Source organism: Clostridium boliviensis (genome assembly GCF_033342255.1).
GTDB classification, from domain to species: Bacteria; Bacillota; Clostridia; order Lachnospirales; family Lachnospiraceae; genus Lacrimispora; species Lacrimispora boliviensis.
In genome coordinates this window covers 20,078-38,128 of record NZ_JAWONS010000240.1, presented here as the reverse complement: position 1 = coordinate 38,128, position 18,051 = coordinate 20,078, and the positions used below count along the sequence as shown (strand labels likewise).

At 42.1% G+C, this 18,051-nt stretch carries 19 protein-coding genes; 17 read left to right on the top strand and 2 right to left on the bottom strand.

All coding sequences use genetic code 11. From position 1 onward, the window contains the following. Entirely contained in the window at positions 1–1,377 is a 1,377-nt protein-coding gene (locus RZO55_RS14935; protein WP_318065058.1) for a nickel-dependent hydrogenase large subunit, read from the top strand. Between the two features lies 1 nt (position 1,378). Here the strand turns inward: RZO55_RS14935 and RZO55_RS14930 are convergent, their stop codons facing one another. Beyond that, positions 1,379–1,549: a hypothetical protein gene (locus RZO55_RS14930; protein WP_318065057.1), complete on the bottom strand. Its 171-nt coding sequence runs from the start codon at positions 1,547–1,549 to the stop codon at positions 1,379–1,381. 104 nt (positions 1,550–1,653) lie between these two features. Between RZO55_RS14930 and RZO55_RS14925 the strand changes: the two genes are divergently transcribed. From RZO55_RS14925 to nagE, 13 genes are all read left to right on the top strand, one after another. Then, positions 1,654–3,324 carry a recombinase family protein gene (locus tag RZO55_RS14925; protein WP_318065056.1) on the top strand — a complete coding sequence of 557 codons (1,671 nt, stop codon included), beginning with the start codon at positions 1,654–1,656 and terminating at the stop codon, positions 3,322–3,324. Then, positions 3,308–3,721, top strand: coding sequence for a sigma factor-like helix-turn-helix DNA-binding protein (locus RZO55_RS14920; protein ID WP_369293214.1), 414 nt, complete (start codon positions 3,308–3,310; stop codon positions 3,719–3,721). Before RZO55_RS14925 ends, RZO55_RS14920 begins: the two co-directional genes overlap by 17 nt. Before the next feature lie 112 nt (positions 3,722–3,833). Continuing rightward, positions 3,834–4,505: a polysaccharide deacetylase family protein gene (locus RZO55_RS14915; RefSeq protein ID WP_318065055.1), complete on the top strand. Its 672-nt coding sequence runs from the start codon at positions 3,834–3,836 to the stop codon at positions 4,503–4,505. Between the two features lie 81 nt (positions 4,506–4,586). Then, positions 4,587–6,368 (top strand): WD40/YVTN/BNR-like repeat-containing protein, encoded by a 1,782-nt coding sequence (locus RZO55_RS14910; protein WP_318065054.1) that lies wholly within the window; start codon positions 4,587–4,589, stop codon positions 6,366–6,368. Positions 6,369–6,425: 57 nt separating this feature from the next. Beyond that, positions 6,426–6,677, top strand: a complete 252-nt coding sequence (locus RZO55_RS14905) for a DUF6870 family protein (protein ID WP_318065053.1) — start codon at positions 6,426–6,428, stop codon at positions 6,675–6,677. Then, positions 6,670–8,271 carry a recombinase family protein gene (locus tag RZO55_RS14900; RefSeq protein ID WP_318065052.1) on the top strand — a complete coding sequence of 534 codons (1,602 nt, stop codon included), beginning with the start codon at positions 6,670–6,672 and terminating at the stop codon, positions 8,269–8,271. Before RZO55_RS14905 ends, RZO55_RS14900 begins: the two co-directional genes overlap by 8 nt. Beyond that, positions 8,237–9,865 carry a recombinase family protein gene (locus tag RZO55_RS14895; protein WP_318065051.1) on the top strand — a complete coding sequence of 543 codons (1,629 nt, stop codon included), beginning with the start codon at positions 8,237–8,239 and terminating at the stop codon, positions 9,863–9,865. The genes RZO55_RS14900 and RZO55_RS14895 overlap by 35 nt, the downstream gene beginning before the upstream one ends. After that, positions 9,862–11,124, top strand: a complete 1,263-nt coding sequence (locus tag RZO55_RS14890; RefSeq protein WP_318065050.1) for a recombinase family protein — start codon at positions 9,862–9,864, stop codon at positions 11,122–11,124. The genes RZO55_RS14895 and RZO55_RS14890 overlap by 4 nt, the downstream gene beginning before the upstream one ends. A 159-nt stretch (positions 11,125–11,283) precedes the next feature. Next, the gene (locus tag RZO55_RS14885) at positions 11,284–11,904 is read left to right on the top strand and encodes a manganese efflux pump (protein ID WP_318065049.1); all 621 of its coding nucleotides are present in this window, start codon (positions 11,284–11,286) and stop codon (positions 11,902–11,904) included. Positions 11,905–12,063: 159 nt separating this feature from the next. Beyond that, complete coding sequence (gene licT, locus RZO55_RS14880) at positions 12,064–12,891, top strand: BglG family transcription antiterminator LicT (protein WP_318065048.1); 828 nt, start codon at positions 12,064–12,066, stop codon at positions 12,889–12,891. A gap of 21 nt (positions 12,892–12,912) precedes the next feature. Further along, positions 12,913–13,404 (top strand): PTS sugar transporter subunit IIA, encoded by a 492-nt coding sequence (locus RZO55_RS14875; RefSeq protein WP_318065047.1) that lies wholly within the window; start codon positions 12,913–12,915, stop codon positions 13,402–13,404. An 8-nt stretch (positions 13,405–13,412) separates the two neighbouring features. After that, complete coding sequence (locus tag RZO55_RS14870) at positions 13,413–13,667, top strand: HPr family phosphocarrier protein (RefSeq protein WP_318065046.1); 255 nt, start codon at positions 13,413–13,415, stop codon at positions 13,665–13,667. Positions 13,668–13,736: 69 nt separating this feature from the next. Further along, complete coding sequence (gene nagE, locus RZO55_RS14865; RefSeq protein WP_336624309.1) at positions 13,737–15,209, top strand: N-acetylglucosamine-specific PTS transporter subunit IIBC; 1,473 nt, start codon at positions 13,737–13,739, stop codon at positions 15,207–15,209. A 126-nt stretch (positions 15,210–15,335) separates the two neighbouring features. Here nagE and RZO55_RS14860 read toward each other — a convergent pair whose 3' ends face one another. Further along, positions 15,336–15,881 (bottom strand): nitroreductase family protein, encoded by a 546-nt coding sequence (locus RZO55_RS14860; protein ID WP_318065045.1) that lies wholly within the window; start codon positions 15,879–15,881, stop codon positions 15,336–15,338. A 122-nt stretch (positions 15,882–16,003) separates the two neighbouring features. On the opposite strand from RZO55_RS14860, the gene RZO55_RS14855 reads away from it, so the two are divergent. The 3 genes from RZO55_RS14855 to RZO55_RS14845 are packed head-to-tail and all read left to right on the top strand — an operon-like array spanning position 16,004 to position 17,960. Continuing rightward, on the top strand, positions 16,004–16,348 hold the full coding sequence (locus RZO55_RS14855; protein WP_318065044.1) for a winged helix-turn-helix transcriptional regulator: 345 nt from the start codon (positions 16,004–16,006) through the stop codon (positions 16,346–16,348). A 16-nt stretch (positions 16,349–16,364) separates the two neighbouring features. Beyond that, positions 16,365–17,525: a flagellin lysine-N-methylase gene (fliB, locus tag RZO55_RS14850; protein WP_318065043.1), complete on the top strand. Its 1,161-nt coding sequence runs from the start codon at positions 16,365–16,367 to the stop codon at positions 17,523–17,525. Positions 17,526–17,534: 9 nt separating this feature from the next. Beyond that, a complete protein-coding gene (locus RZO55_RS14845; RefSeq protein WP_318065042.1) occupies positions 17,535–17,960 on the top strand; it encodes a DUF2752 domain-containing protein in 426 nt (141 codons plus the stop codon). Positions 17,961–18,051: the final 91 nt, after the last annotated feature.

Genomic DNA, 18,051 nt, shown 5'->3' with positions numbered 1-18,051 from the left:
ATGGCAGAGAAAGTGATCATTAATCCAGTTACCAGAATTAACGGGTTTATGGAAATAGAAGCTGAGATCGGAACTAATACTGTAGTCGATGCAAAGACGAAAGGACTGATGTTTCGGGGATTTGAAAAAATGCTGACGGGCAGAAGTCCGTTGGATGCAGTGTATTTTACACAGCGAATCTGCGGGATCTGCTCTACTGCCCACTCTGTGGCATCGGCCCTGGCACTTGAAGAGGCTCTGGGAGTTATCCCTTCAGAACAGGGAAGGTATTTAAGAGATCTGATTCATTCTTGTGAATTTCTCCAGAATCATTTGAGACATCTATACCAGTATACACTTCCGGATTATGTGAAGCTGCCGGAGGGATATCCCCTTTTTAAAACGGATCACAACGATTACAGACTGCCAAAAGAAGTGAACGAACGCCTGGTTAATGATTACTTCGAATCCCTGGAGTTCAGCAGGAATGCTCATAAAATGTTAGCCATTCTGGGAGGAAAAGCGCCTCACAATCATGGGGTATTTGTCGGCGGTATCACATCCCCTGTAACAGTGGATATGATTATTGCTATCAAATCCATTCTATTTGATATTGAACAGTTTATTACGGAAAAAATGCTGCCGGACGTGTATGAAATAGGCACTTACTATCCCGAATATTATCATTTTGGAGGAGGCTATCAGAACCTCTTATCTTATGGCTGCTTTTATGGCTATAAAGAACTGGGGACACTGTATTTAAATCCTTCTGTTTATGAGAATAAAACGTTTTCCCGTTTTGAGCCGGACCTTATCACCCAGTCGGACCAGTATGCATGGTTTAATGAGGCCAATGAACCAGACAGGAATAAACCGGATGCGTATTCCTGGATCAGAGCACCAAGATATAACGGAATTCCTTTTGAGGTCGGACCATTAGCAAGACAATGGCTGTCAGGGGAGTACCGCAATGGAATCTCTGTCATGGACAGAACTATTGCAAGAGTTTTGGAGGCCAGAAAAATCACCCGGATTATGAATATCCTTTTGGAGAATCTGATTCCCAATGTGCCAATGCAGAAGGAGTATGAGATACCGGTTCAGGCATATGGAACAGGCCTGATCGATACAACACGCGGGGCGCTTGGACACTGGTTGACAATTGAGGATAAAAAAATCCTGTTCTACCAGATCATCACCCCTTCTGCCTGGAACTTATCCCCTCAGACGGGTGAAAGAAAGGGTACAGCAGAACAGGCAATCATAGGTGCTCCGGTGATGGAAGAGCGTATGCCGGTGGAAATAGGAAGAATTATAAGATCGTTTGATCCATGTGTCTCATGTGCGACCCATGTGTTTGCCCCTGGATCATGGGATAAAACCTTTCAGGTTGTTTAAGTCAGTAACTGCTTTCTGATTTTATTTCGTCTAAAAGTGCTTTTTTTTGATCATTCGGACAGGGAAGCTGGCGGATGGACTGCATAAGCACCTCATTGTGAAGTACGGCAGCTCTTCTTCCCAGTTCTTTTTTATCTTTTTCTGTCTGGGGAGTATATACGATCATGTTCATAAAGAATGCCTTGAATTTTAGGGTTTATATATTTGTATGTTGTTCTGCGTGTCCGGTATGTTTGGGGACGCGCTTTCCATGAGAAAACAAGGGGGATATGTGTGATGGAAAACAGAAATCAGCCGTTTGCCATCTACTCCAGAAAATCCAAATTCACGGGGAAAGGGGAAAGCATTGGCAATCAGATTGAGCTTTGCAGACAATACATCACTGCCCATTACGGGGAAAGCTTTGCAGACAATGCTCTGGTTTTTGAAGATGAGGGGTTCTCTGGCGGTAATTTAGAACGTCCGCAGTTCCAAAACATGATGAAAGAGGCGAAGAAAAAGAATATTTCAGCAATTGTCTGCTATCGCCTGGACCGGATCAGCCGTAATATAGGTGATTTTGCAAATCTGATTGGTGAATTAAATCATCTGGAGATTTCCTTTATTTCAATTAAGGAGCAGTTTGATACATCATCACCCATGGGGAGGGCGATGATGTACATAGCTTCCGTATTTTCCCAGCTGGAGAGGGAGACCATTGCGGAACGAATCCGGGATAATATGCATGAGCTTTCAAAAAGCGGCAGGTGGCTGGGGGGGAATACTCCCACCGGATACCAGTCTGAGCGGGTAACTTCTGTAACCATAGACGGGAAGCAAAAGAGAGCTTATAAGCTGAAACGGATTCCGCAAGAGACAAAGATGGTAAAACGGATATATGAGAAGTTTCTGGAAACCGGCTCCCTTACCGGTACTGAGACGTATCTCATACAAAATGGTTATAAAACAAAACAGGGACGGTTATTCAGCCGCTTTGCAATCAAGGGAATTCTTACGAATCCGGTCTATATGATTGCAGATCAGGAAGCATATGACTATCTGATGGAAAAGAAAGTGGAGCTTTTTGCTCCCCGATCTGATTTTGATGGAGTACATGGTGTTATGGCATATAACCGGACTATGCAAAAGCAGGGCAGAGCTCATGAGGTCAGGGATATGGAAGAATGGATTGTGGCAGTCGGTAAGCACGAGGGTCTGATTCCAGGAACAGTGTGGGTCCGGGTCCAGCGCATTCTGGAACGGAATAAATCAAAAAACTACCGCAAACCCCGGAGTAATGTGGCACTTCTTTCTGGCATTCTTATCTGCCAGAACTGCCATAATTATATGAGACCGAAGCTCTCCGGCAGATACAATGACCGGGGGGAACAGATCTATTCTTACCTTTGTTCCATGAAGGAAAAAAGCCGTATGAAATGCTGTGCGGTGAAGAATGCAAATGGGAATGAGTTAGACAGGCTGGTAATCGAGGAATTGAAAAAAATTGCTGAAGATAAAAGTGAATTTATCAGACAGCTGGAGGAAGGTAAAAAGCTGCTTCAGGAAGAAAGACAGGATTATGAACTGGATATCAGCCGTTTAAGTGAAGAGCTTGGACAGACTGAAAAAGAGATTGACGGACTTGTTTCCTCACTGAAGACTGCAGGAGGCACAGCAGCACAAGATTATATTGTCCGGCAGATCGATGAACTTCATAAGAGGAAAGAACAGATTTTAATACAGGTACAGGCATGTAAAGACACTGCTCTGGGAAAGGAATTGACCGTTCTGGATTTTGAACTGTTAAAAGAGACGCTTTCCACGTTTGAAAAGACGGTTGATTGTATGGATGTAGAACAAAAGCGCTCTGCCATTCGTATTCTGGTTCAGCAGGTTGTCTGGGATGGAGATACTGTTCATCTGTACCTGTTTGGATCAAAGGAGCCGTCTTGTGACTATAGCAAATGAGATCCTAATGCTCCTTCGTGCAAATAAAAAGTATTCGAAAGAAGTCTCTTTATATGAACCCATCGGTGTAGACAAGGATGGTGAAACGGTAAGCCTTCTTGATGTGATCGAAATGGAAAATAAGGAGACATTGGAGACAATCATATTGAAACAGGACATCAAGGAACTTTATGAAGTGTTTGACTCCTGCTTAAAAGACAATGAGAAGACGATTATCGGAATGCGTTATGGACTTCATGGCGGAAGGGAATACACGCAGAGGGAAATCGCAGATCTTATGGGAATTTCGCGATCCTACTCTGCTGTCATAATAGGGATAAAAAATAAGCACTGGATTTTGGATAATTGCATCAAGAAATGTGTCGAATATTGGGATATATTTTGCATATATTTGTAATATTATAAACTATACGGCGCATTGTAATGTAAATATAGAAAAAACTTGCATATTGACTTTGTACATGTTAATATTATCCTGTAAATATCAACAAATCAAAGGGGGAATTTGTATGAAGCAAAAAGCAAGATTTTTACGGACATCCATATTAGCTCTGGCAATTGGTGCATTAACATTCACCAATGCCTATGCTAAGGACAAAGCAGCAGAACCTGCTGACAGGGCAGCGGCGGCTTACGCAGGAAATGTGTACCTTACTTTCGATGACGGTCCCAATAATGCAACTTCACAGACACTGATCTCCAATCTTAAAAATGCCGGCTGTTACCGTGCAACGATGTTTGTATGGGGAAGCAGGATATCTGGCAACCAGTCTGCCTGGAACGCCTATTTAAACTCAGGCTTCAGTCTTCAGAATCACAGCTGGACCCATTCTTATATGTCCAATTGGAGTTATCAGCAGGTCTATAACGATTTCCAGAAATGCAACCAGGTAATACAAAATGCCGGAAAACCCAGACCTACTAAGGTGAGACTGCCATATCTTTACAGCAACAATACGATTACACAGGCATGCTCCGCATTGGGGTTATCCATTGTTACCCCAACTGTCTACACCAGTGACTGGGAGGGGGCCAGCACAGACAGGATTATCAGTTCCTGCAACAATTTACAGGCTGGAGGAAATCCTCTCATGCACGATTCTTATCAGAATACATTAAGGGCAGTACCTGCCATTGTAAATAATTTAAAAAATCGTGGCTTTGGTTTCGCACAGTATTAATGGGAAACCGTACATAACGAATCTGCGCTGCCTTGATTATCAGGCAGCGTTTTTAATCACTGGGTGAAAAAGGGGAAGATTATGGTGAAAAAGCTTTGGCTGCCCATTTTACTGGTATCTCTTATTGTTTTTTTTGTCTGTTCCAGGGCAGAGACTAAAATGATCTGGGAACCGGTCAATGGGCCTTATGGGGGATATATTCATTGTATGGCAGTGAACGGTCAGACTATGTATGCAGGCACTCAGGGAAACGGTGTTTTTTTTTCTTCGGACCAGGGAAAAAGCTGGCAGGCTGTTAATTCGGGCCTGACCTCCAGCAATATCTATTCCCTGGCAGTCAGCGGTACAAATCTGTATGCAGGGACAAATGACGGTATTTTCGTTTCACCCACAGAGAAAATCAGCTGGAGACCCATTGATTTTAAAGAGGATGACAGGATGGTATACTCTTTGGCTTCGGAGGGATCGTATCTGTATGCAGGCACCAGCAGAGGGGTCGTTTATTCTGACGATAAGGGTCTCAACTGGAAGGCAGGCGGTAAGGGATTAACTTCAGGTGATGTTAAAACAATTGTAGTAACCGGGGGTTTTGTATTTGCAGGCACGGAGGAAGGCGGTATCTTTCGTTCTTCCAGTCATGGTGCAGACTGGCATACGGTTAATACCGGACTGCCCAAACTCCAGATCAATGCACTTGCAGCCAATGAATCAGCCATTTATGCCGGTACAACCGGCGGAGGGGTCTTTGTTTCAACCGATCACGGTGAAAATTGGAAGTCATTCAACCAGGGCCTGGACAGTAATAATATCATTACTCTTGCCATAAGTAAAACCAGTGTATTTGCAGGTACAGAGGAGGGGGTATTTGTTTCGGACGGGACAGACTGGAGGAAAGTAAATAATGGCCTGACTAATCCGTATGTTTATTCTCTGACTGCAGATGACAGCTGCATCTATGCAGGGACTGACGGAGGCGGTATTTTTCTGTCTTCAGACAATGGCGCAAGCTGGAATAAAATCAATCAGGGATTAATTAATACTTATATCAGTTCGTTTGCAGTCAGTGGTACTGATATATTTGCGGGAACCAGCGGAGCTGGGGTATTTATTTCACATGATAAAGGCAGAAACTGGATGGAAGCAGGTACTGGATTGACCAATCCCTTTGTATTTTCGCTGGCAGTTAATGAAACTGGTATTTTTGCAGGAACCAATGGCGGAGGAATCTATATTTCCACAGACAATGGCAGCACATGGAATGCCTCCAATACCGGTTTGACCAATCCGTATGTTTATTCTCTGGCTGTGAATGGAACAGATGTTTATGCAGGAACCTTTGGAGGCGGTGTGTTTTGCTCCACAGATAATGGCAGAAGCTGGAAGTGTGTCAGTCAGGGTCTATTGAATACCTATATAAGTTCCCTGGCTGTAAGCGGTACGGATATTTATGCAGGGTCCTTTGGAGGCGGCGTTTATCGTTTTTCCAATCATGGGGAACATTGGGAAGATGTAAACAATGGATTCACCAATGGTCAGATTTTTTCATTAACGGGCAATGATTCCTTACTATTGGCAGCAACGCCTGGAGACGGAGTTTTTATGTCCACAGACAGGGGCAGCAGCTGGAAACCAGTAAGTTCAGGTTTGAACAGCAAAAATATTAACGTACTGGCTCTCAAAGACTCCACCATATTTGCCGGTACCTATGGAAGCGGTGTTTTTAACTCCCCGGATAAAGGAAAGACCTGGATAGAATACAATTCCGGTCTGGAATCTATGGATGTCTATTCTGTCCTGATTGGCGATACACAGGTCCTGGCTGGGACAAGCGGCAGAGGAGTCTTTAAAAGGGGAATAAAGTAATAGGACAATCAGAGCAATTCATAAAGTACTATTAAAGACCGCTTAAGAGGTGCCTGAATGTTGAATGCAGATGAATTACAACAGCTGCGTGCAATGGATCCCTCCAGTATTGATATAGATTCATTAGTGGATATCAGGTCAGTGAAAATAAACACTGCATTGCCTAAAGAAGAACGGATTGCTGATTTTATAAAACAGATTAAAAATCCTTATCTGTTTAAGTGCGGTGATCTGATAATCCAGTCCGTATTTCCTGATACTGAGATTACGCTCACTGACCGCTTAAAGCAGTATTTGAAAAATGTATAAGGCAGCCATTTATATCAGGGTTTCAAAAGATGACGGTGATAAATTGGAGAGCAACAGTATTTCCAATCAAAGGACTTTAATCCGATCGTTTTTACAGGATAAGCCTGAAATAGAGATTTGCTCAGAATGGGTGGATGACGGATACAGCGGAGTATCTTTTGACAGGCCTGGGGTCAGAGCCTTGCTTCATGAGATAAGAGAGGGAACCGTTACCTGTGTTGTAGTAAAGGATTTATCACGTTTCGGCAGAAATTATATAGAAACCGGTCGGTATATTGAACAGGTATTTCCATTCCTGGGAGTACGTTTCATTGCCATAAACGATGGTTTTGACAGCGCCGCAAAACAGAGTCAGGCAGATGATATGATCATTCCTTTTAAGAATCTGATTAACGATGCATATAGCAGGGATATTTCTGTCAAGGTCCGCAGCGGACAGAATATACGCCGCAAACAAGGCGATTATATAGGAGCATTTCCTCTGTATGGTTATTTCAGGTCTGAAGAAAATAAATATAAGCTGGAGATAGATGATTATGCAGCAATGACCATCCGCGACATCTTTCAATGGAAAATTCAGGGGATGAGCAATCAGGGGATTGCTGATCGTCTTAACTCCATGGGCATTTTATCGCCGCTGGAATACAAACGGATGCTGGGGTGGGCATTTTCCACCTCTTTCCAGCTGAATCCAGCAGCAAAATGGTCAGCTGCCTCTGTCAGCCGTGTTTTGAAAAATGAAATTTACACTGGAACCATGATACAGGGAAGGGAAAGCAGTCCCAACTATAAAATAAAGAAGCGATTCCAGAAGTCTCCCTCAGAATGGATCAGAGTAGACGGTACACATGATGCAATCATCTCAAAGGAAGATTTTGCGCTGGTGGGCCGGCTGCTGGCTGCCGATACGAGAACTGCACCAGATAACCGGGACCTCCATCTGTATTCAGGTCTGCTTCAGTGTGGGACCTGTCATCACAGTATGATAAGAAGACCTGTAAAATCGGAAAAAAAAACCTATATTTATTATGTTTGCAGAACACAAAAGGCAGACCGGAAAAAATGCAGCGCGAAATGCCGGATTGCAGAGCCGAAATTAGATGCCTGTGTAAAGGAAATTATTCAAAAATTAATCAGTACCGCCTGTGAGCTTAATGAGATTACGGATTATCTGGATACGCTGCCCTTAAAACAGGCCGTTGTACAACAGGTGGATTTACGCATTCAGAGAAAACGAAACGAATGTGATCATTATAAGACACTTGTTTTTGAGCTTTATGGAGACTATAAAAAGGGAATTGTAAGCAGAGATAATTACGTTGCATGGAAATCAATTTATGAAGACAGCTGCGAACAGATTGAAAGGGCTGTGAAAGCATTAGAAGAGGAACGGTCCTGTCTCTTAAAGAACCATGATTTGCAAAATAAATGGATTGATGAATTCAGAAAATATAAGAATATCCGAAAGGTGACACGCACGGTTTTAGTCTCACTGATAGAAAAAATTGAAGTTATTGATAAAAACAGACTTCAGATTCATTTTTCATTTCAGGATTATCATGCAGGAGGTGGTTTCACTGGCAAGACCAAATAGAAATAATCGTGATATCATGGCAGCTGCTGCTGGGGGTGCGGATCAGGGACCAATCTATAACGCTGCTGTTTATGCCAGGCTCTCCATTGAAGATAACGGGCATGGCAATGATTCCATTGAAAACCAGATTGAATTGCTAAAAAGGTATATAAACGAGCAGGAAGAGCTTAAACTGTCCGCTGTATTTTATGATAACGGTATGACAGGCACCAATTTCTGCAGGCCTGCATTTACTGCCATGCTTGAGGAAATTAAAAAAGGCAATGTCAATTGTATCGTAGTCAAAGATCTGTCCCGTTTTGGAAGAAATTATATGGAGGCCGGAACTTATCTGGAAAAGATTTTCCCGTTTCTCGGGGTGAGATTCATATCCGTCAATGATCATTATGACAGTATTTCTGTTACATCTAATGAAGCGCTTGCTGTTTCCCTGAAAAATGTTTACCATCATATCTATGCAAAAGATATTTCCCGTAAAATTTGTACAGTATTTGAGGCGAAAAAGAAACAGGGCCAGTTTCTTGGACGGTTTGCGCCTTATGGATATAAAAAGTCTGAAAAAGACATACACAGACTGGAAATTGAGGAAGAGACAGCCGGCGTTGTACGCAGAATCTTTCAGATGCGCCTGAAAGGAACCAGTGCTGCCGCAATCGCCCGGTTCCTGAATGATCAGGGAGCTGCTTCGTATCACAGACTGCTGTATGAAAGAGGTCTTATAAAGGGAACCAGAGGAGAAGCAAAGTCTGTGTGGTCAGGCGGTTCGGTAATGGGAATTTTAAGAAACCCTGTTTATTGCGGCTGTATGGTGGAACGAAAAAGTGAATCAGCCTATTATAAGGGCGGTCAGATGATTGAAATTCCAAGGGACGAATGGAATTATATAGAAGATACACAGGAAGCAATTATTGATCAGATCACTTTTAAGAAAGTCCAGCAGCTTATTGAGAATTCGAGACTAGCTGCAGTCGGTAGGCAAAAACAGACTAATGACCGGGAACGAACAGAGAATGTATTAAAAGGATTGCTGGTGTGCGGTTACTGTAAAAATAATATGATACGTGACAGCGGTTATTATGGCAGAGATGGGAAACTGATACGGCATAGATTTTACTGCTCCGGAAAGTACCGCAAAAATGAAAGCTGCAAATCTGCCAGTAAAGTGGAGGAGGATCTGCTTATCAGCGTGTTTTATCTCATAAAAGCGCAAAGTGAGCTGCTTGCAGGTACGTTTATAAGAGGGAACCATAAAATGCGGGAACGGGAAGAGTTCCAGGAAGAAAATCCGGAATTACAAATGTTTCTCATAAACAAAAAGGAGCGAGAACTCTATTGTGACTATAAACGGCGGCATTTGTCTGAAACTGCCTATGTAACGGCTCAAAGAGAACTGGAAAGCCGGAAGCGGCAGCTGGAACGGCCGGTTATTCCAGATGTCACGGTTACGGATTCAGACTTGAGGGGCAAAATCAGGGATGATAAGGGAAAGTTGCTTTTATCCCGAGAACATTACCTGGCGTTCTTTCATAAAATTGAGGTGTATAACGGCTGGATTACGGTGAATTACGCCTTTCAGGATGAGTTGATACGATGAGAGGGCAGTACATAACTGCGCTTTATCTGCGCGTATCGGATGAGGATGAAAACTTAAGTGAATCCTGTGAGAGTGAAAGCATTTCCGGTCAGCGCCTTTTACTTCAGGATTTTGTCAGCAGACACAGGGAGCTTTCGTGTGGCAGTATTATTGAATTGGTTGATGATGGCTTCAGCGGTACTAATTTTGACCGTCCGGGGATAAAAAAATTACTGGAGTTGGCAAAAGCGCATCAGGTAAATTGTATTATTGTAAAGGATTTTTCCAGATTTGGGAGGAATTATCTGGAAGTGGGGAATTATTTAGAACAGATTTTCCCGTTTCTGGGTATCCGCTTTTTGTCGGTAAATGACCATTTTGACAGTTTTGAAAATATGGGAGCTGCAGGAGCGATTGAAGTTGGCTTTAAGAATATTATTCACGAGGCATACAGTAAGGACCTTTCAGAAAAGATAAAAAGTGTCCGGAGCCTGAAGGTGAACCAGGGAAAGTTTGTAACTGCATTTGCTCCATATGGATATAGAAAGGCGGAAAGCAGTAAGAACCAGCTGGTCATTGATGAGGAATGTGCAGCAGTTGTAAGACGTATTTTTGCGTTATCCCTTAATGGAATGGGGACAACAGCGATTGCCCGTTTCCTGAATAAAGAAGGAGTTCCATCCCCGCTGATGGTACGCACAAAGCGAAACGAAAAGTTTCAGTGCAAAGGCTGTAAAGAACCGGCTCATTGGACTGCAGGTACTGTTTCCAGAATATTGTCTGACCAGAGATACGCAGGTGACGCTGTATATGGAAAGATTGTGCCAGAAGAGGCAGGAAGCAGAAAAGGTGTCCGGATTCCGCAAGAGAACTGGATTATCGTGCCAGACGCACACCCGGGAATTATTGAGCGGAAAAATTTTATGAAGGTGCAGTCGAAAAAAAAGAAGTACAGCCGTGGAAAGAAAACAATAGAAACCGATGTACAGATGGAGACTGCAATCGTTGTATACTTACAGCTGCTGTCACTCATTGTTCAAAAAGACAGCACAAAGAAGAACCAACGGAATGCTTTTACATTGTACGAAAGACTTAAAGCAGGAAAAATACCGGAAAACACCTATATAAAGAAAGTTGCTGAAATGGAAGTGGAACTTTCCTACAATCCTTTATCCCATCTGACTGATGAAGGGGTGAATGAATTCGTCCGTAAAATCGATGCACAGACCGGAAAAAGAAAAACCATTGTATGGGACTTTCAGGATATTTTTTGTCCCTAACCGCACAGCCGAATATGTATCAAGGCTTGAAAAAAAAGCGCTGGAAAGGCTTAGAGCTGAATTAAAAAGAAATGGGATATAAAAAACAGTTAGCTATTTTCAGGTGCCAAACCAAAAACCCTTGAATATATTAAAGTAAAAAGGGTCGTTCGGTGAAAAATGCGTAATATTATCATTCTGGTTCTGGCGCTGAGTACGGATACGTTTGTTGCCAGCGTTGCTTATGGTGCAAACAGAGTAGGTATTTCATGGATAAAGGTAATAGCGGCGAATGTAATCTGCAGCAGCTGCCTGGGAGCAGCTTTGTTATTTGGCAATGTCGTGGATAATTTTGTGCCGGAGATATTCGCTAAGGGAGTGGGCTTTTCCTGCCTGTTCTTCTTGGGAATAATGAAGCTGTTAGACTATGCCATAAAGAAATATATTAACAATCATGTCCATGTACACAAAGATTTGACTATTTCTGTGTCAGGGCTTAGTATTATAATTAATATATACGGAAATCCAATGGCGGCTGACTGGGATGATTCGAAAACGCTGTCATGGAAAGAGACGGTTATGTTTTCTTTTGCCATGTCAATTGACAGTCTTGTGGCCGGTGCACTGTCTGGTTTTTTAATGATTAACCCAGGTTACGCAGCGCTGGCAGCTCTTTTAGTAGGAAGTGCCGTGATGTATGCCGGAATTTTCCTGGGAAAACGGCTTGCTGCACTAAAGGGCTGGGATCTATCCTGGCTCAGCGGAGTCTTATTTTTATTTCTTGCATTTAGTAAGCTCTAAAAAGATTGACATATTGCCGAAATGTTGTTATAATGTGAATAAGTGAATAATGATCGGATTGTTACTGGAAAGCAGGCAAAACCAATTTTGATTAAGAAAATAATTTCTATTTTCATAATCAGAGTTGGTTTTTTATTTTTTATTATTAAGAGGTAATTTATGAATATTGATAAAATAATTAATAACAATATTGTTACTGCATTAGAGCCAGATGGGAAGGAAGTCATCATCATGGGGAGAGGTCTTGGTTTCGGCACTAAGCCGGGCCGGCCGATTGCAGAAAACAAAATTGAAAAAACATTCCGGTTAGACAGTCAAAACAGTATGGACCAGTTTAAGGAACTGCTGGTAAGGCTTCCTCTTGAGCATATTAATGCTTCGGCGGAAATTATCACGTATGCAAAAAGCGTTTTAAACAGGACTTTAAATCAAAACATCTATATCACATTGACGGATCACATTAGTTTTGCGATTCACCGGTTTAAACAGAATATGTTTTTTTTAAATCCGATTCTCAGCGAAATTAAGGCATTTTATAAAGAGGAGTATTTAATCGGTGAATATGCGGTTGCACTCATTGAAAGAAAAGCAGGAGTCAGACTTCCTGTTGATGAGGCTGGTTTTATCGCAATGCATATTGTAAATGCAGAACTTAATACCGCTATGAATAAGATGATGGATATGACCAGTCTTATCCAGAATGGAGTAAAAATAGTCAGTGAATTTTTCTCCATGGAACTGGATGAGGGATCCTTGAATTATCAGAGATTTATTACTCACTTACGATTTCTCGCCCAGCGGATTCTCACAGGAGAGCTGTTAAACAGCGCGAATACGGAATTCAGCAATATTATAGCTGGCATGTATCCAGAGGAATATGCATGCAGCTTAAAAATTAAGGAATATATTTTTGAATCCTATCATCATGATGTAACAGAGGAGGAAACTGCATATCTGGCAGTTCATATCAAAAGAATGCGGCTTTAGAAGAAAGGGGAACAAGTTGACATGTTTGAAACGTGGAAAAAGCATTTTAAAAGAGGGGGCGGTAAAAGAGAGGAAATTCTGGCGCCGGTGGAAGGAATGGCAATTCCTTTAAGCGAAGTAAATGATCCTGCGTTTAATCAGGAGCTTTTGGGAAAAGGAATCGCTGTCATACCCACCAGAGGAAGAATTGTTGCTCCGGTAAGCGGAGTGCTGACTATTATGTTTGAGACAAAGCATGCTGTCAGTATTACTGCAGATAATGGTGCAGAAGTCATGATCCATGTAGGTCTTGATACGGTGAAATTAAATGGAGAAGGTTACCGCTCCTTTAAAAAGCAGGGAGAGGCAGTGAGAGCAGGAGAGCTTCTTCTGGAATTTGATTTAGATGAGATCCGGCAGAAAGGATATGACCTGATTACGCCTGTCATCATATTAAATACTGCGGAATATCCCAACATGGAATGTCATGTCGGAAAAAAAGTAAAGGAGCTGGAACCAATCATTGAATTGTAGGTGAATAAATGAAAGAGTATCGATATGAGATAGAAGATCCCATGGGGCTGCATGCCAGACCGGCTTCCATAATTTTTATGGAGGCAGGAAAATACAGTTGTTCCATAGAGGCGTGCTGGGAATTACAAAAGGCTGACTGCAAAAGCCTCCTGGCTATTATGGGGCTTGGAGCCAGAAAAGGGGATGTCATTGTCTTCCGGTTTGAGGGAGAGGATGAGGAGGCTGCATATTTTGCGATACGGTCTGTTTTAGATAAAAAGTGATCGTAACCTGCAAATGCAGGTATGGATAAATATGTCCTTAAGGACAAAAAAAGAAAGGGGTTTCTTTTTATGATGAGGTATTTGCAAAAACTAGGTAAATCTTTGATGCTTCCGGTAGCATGTCTGCCGGCAGCAGGAATCCTCATGGGGATCGGTTACTGGATTGCCCCGAGCATAATTTCCGGGCAAGGGGAGGCTACCGGAATCTGGTCAATTATTGCTGCTTTTTTAATTAAAGCTGGGGCAGCAATCATTGACAATATGCCAATTCTCTTTGCCGTTGGGGTAGGGATAGGTATGTCCGACGATCAGGAGGGCACTTCTGCACTTGCAGCTCTTGTTTCCTGGCTGATGATCACCACGATTCTTTCAACAGGAACAGTTGCATTATTAATGAAAATTGATGCATCACAGGTAAATCCGGCATTCGGTAAGATTGCGAACCCGTGTATTGGTATTATATCAGGTCTTATCGGAGCAAACTGTTATAATAAGTTTAAGAGTACCAGGCTTCCTGATGCGTTGGCGTTTTTCAGTGGCAAACGATCTGTTGCAATTGTTACTGCCTTAACGTCTTTGGTGGTCAGTATTGTATTGTTCTTCGTATGGCCGGCTGTTTATTCTGTAATAGTTGCATTTGGTGAAGTGATTCTAAGTCTTGGACCTGTAGGAGCCGGTCTTTATGGATTCTTTAACCGTCTGCTCATTCCGCTTGGTCTTCATCATGCACTGAATGCTGTATTCTGGTTTGACCTTGCAGGAGTTAATGATATCGGTAAATTCTGGGGTACGGCAGAAGGCGGAATATTAGGTCAGACTGGTCAGTATATGTCAGGATTTTTCCCTGTCATGATGTTCGGTCTTCCGGCAGCGACTCTTGCTATGTACCATAGTGCAAAGCCTGGGAAAAAGAAAATGGTTTATGGTTTATTTTTCTCAGCCGCATTATGTTCTTTCTTTACGGGCATTACAGAGCCTATTGAATTTGCATTCATGTTCCTTGCTCCCGGGCTTTATGTAATCCATGCAGCTTTAACAGCCATTTCGATGACAATCATTGCGTTACTTCCTGTACGTGCAGGCTTTTTCTTCAGTGCAGGTTTTGTTGACTGGTTCCTGAGCTTCAGAGCACCATTTGCAGAGAACTCATGGCTGCTTATACCAATTGGTGTTGCTTACGGTGCTGTTTACTACATCATATTCCGTGTGGCGATTCGGGTGTTTAACTTTAAGACACCTGGCCGGGAAGATGATGATGATGATGAAATTAATGAGAGTAAAGTGACTCTTGCCAATAATGACTATACAGCCGTTGCTTCCATCATTCTGGAAGGACTTGGAGGTAAGGACAATATCACCAGTATTGATACTTGCATCACCAGATTAAGACTGGAAATTGCTGACTATACTAAGGTAAATGAGAAAAAGATTAAATCTGCCGGTGTGGCTGGAGTCATCCGCCCTGGGAAGAACAGCGTTCAGGTAGTGGTAGGAACTCAGGTTCAGCACGTTGCAGATGAATTTAAAAAGCTTTGTAAATGATTTGAACCCAAATAAGCTGAGGGGTGTTGCAAAATTAACGTAAGTTGGTTTTGTAGCATCCCGCTTTTTATCTTAAAAACAAAAAGCAGATTTCGAAGAACCTGCCTTTCATGTCATAGAAGCAAATTATAATTCCTGTTCTTTTTCTGTATCATCGAAAGATCCGTAAAAAACAGTCTGTTCAATGTCCAGGCGTTCATAATGTAATTTGTTCGGAACAGCATCTTCAGCGGGATATCCCATAAGCAGTATTGCTGCAGGTATTATATGTTCAGGAATGCAGTAAGCCTTTTTGATTTTTTCCGGATCAAAATGTCCTACCCAGGTCGAACCGATTCCTAATTCAGAAGCTTGCAGCATCATATGAGTTGCGACAATGCTTGCATCGATTTCGCCCTCATCTTTTTCATCGTATTTTCTTTTCCAGCTCACCGTTTTATCGTAGCATACAAGCAATGCCAGCTGCTGATGAAACTGAAAAGGGGTGCAAAGACTGATTTTTGATAAATCTTTTTCATCATTCAGTACAAGGATTCTCTGGGGCTGGTAATTGCAGGCAGTAGGTGCAGTACGTCCTGCCTCAAGGATGAGATCCAATTTCTCTTTTTCTACTTTCTTATCGCTGAATTTTCGAACGGAAAAGCGTTCTTTAGACAATTCTAAAAATTTCATTTCAAACCTCCATAGACAAATATTTGACATTTATGAAGATAGTATATATGATTATGGTACATACTTCAAGTATGAACATTATTGTTATATACTATATTAATTGTAAGTATTGAGGTGAGGAAGTGGATTTTAATAATAAATTTGGTAAGTGTCCAATCTATTATACAATATCAAAGATAGAGGGGAAATGGAAGTGGGTCATCTTGTATAAGCTTTATAAATTAAAAGTAATGCGGTACAGCCGGTTATGGGAAGAATTACAACCGATCGCCCATCGCACGTTAAGCAAACAATTAAAGGAGTTAGAAGCAGATGGGTTAGTACATCGGGAACAGTACAATGAAGTACCACCCAGAGTGGAATATTCTCTTACAGAAGACGGGCAGACACTTGCCCCCATCCTTGATTTGATGTCTGAATGGGGCGCACAGCGGATTCAACAGGAATTATCCACAAAAGATACTTAAGGATTGGAGTAAGAACATGCAGTTTACAATACCTCACTATTACCGCAGATTTCTATGCAGTGCTAATCGGTGCAGTGATACCTGCTGTGCAGGCTGGAAAATTATGATAGACAGTGCTTCCATGCAAAAGTATAGAGCACAGACAGATGGACTGGGTAAAAAGCTTTTATATGGAGTTGACTGGAAGAAAAGCTGTTTTAAACAAAAGAGGGGCAGATGCGCTTTTTTAAATGGAAACAATCTCTGCGATATTTACACAGAGGCAGGACCTTCCATGCTCTGCAGAACCTGCAGGGAATATCCAAGACATACGGAAGAATACGAAGGCGTCCGGGAACTGTCCCTGTCAATGTCTTGTGAAGAAGCGGCAAAGCTGATTCTTAGTTTAGAAGAACCGGTTCATTTTCTCACAAAGGAAGACGGACAGGAGGAGACATATCCGGAGTTTGATTCCCAGCTTTTCTTTAAACTGGTGGAAGTGAGAAAGGAGATATTTGCGCTTTTGCAGAACCGCAGCAGGGAGATTTCCCTTCGGGCTGCCATGATTCTGGGACTGGGACATGATCTGCAAAGAAGGATTCGGGAAGGGAAGCTGTGCCAGACCGAAGCTTTAATCAACCGATACAGGCAGACCGGCTGTGAAGAATTTGTCTCCTTAAAACGGCGGGAGTATGCTGCAACTGACCGGGAGCGTTTTGAAATAATGAAAAGCTGGTTCTCTCTTCTGGATAAGATGGAAGTAATAAATCAGAATTGGCCTTCTTACATTGGAGAGTTAAAGACTCTGCTTTTTGAACAGGGACCGGATCACTACGGATATGCAAGAGAAAACTTTCGCGGATACTTAGATAAAATACCGGAAAGAAAGAGTGAGTGGAATCAGTGGCTGGAACAGCTTCTTATTTATTTTGTTTATACTTATTTTTGCGGGGCTGTTTATGATGGAAATCCATATGTAAAATTGAAAATGGCTGTTATCTGTACCATATTAATAGAAGAACTGGCACAGGCAATTTATATCAAACATGCAGGCAGTCTTACTTTTGATGAGTTTGTCCGTCTGGTTCATTGGTTTTCCAGAGAATTAGAACATTCCGATGCAAATTTAATTGCGTTGGAGAATGCATTTCGAACAGAAGAAGCATATGGTCTGAAAAAAATAATCAGTGTATTATAAGGGGACGATATGAAAAAAAAACAAAAGTTTTTCCACCTTGCAGCCTGGTGCACGCTTGGGCTGTTTATCATTTACTGTATCCTGATGTATTCCATAACCGGAGGGATCTGTCCGTTGAGGGGATTATTTGGAATTCCCTGTCCTGCATGCGGAAGTACCCGGGCGATGCTTCGGTTCGCTAAAGGAGATTTTATCGGCGGAATGAGAATGAATCCTTCTGCACCGCTTCTTTTTCTTCTCCTGATCAATGAGATACGGATAAGCTATTTCAGGAGAGGAAATAAAAAGGCAGCCATGCTCCTATTGGTGATAACTGTGACCGTATCGCTGACAGTATATCTGGTACGTATGAGATTGTATTTTCCCCATATGGAACCGTACATCATAGAACGCAGGTCCCTGCTTTTTCGTATTCTTCATTTATATCTGACTTGAAAAAGTAAAGTTCAGTGTCTGTGGTTATATGGTCATGGTAATCATAAGTAGTCCAGCTTAGCGAAGTCGGACTACTTATGTGATTCTATTC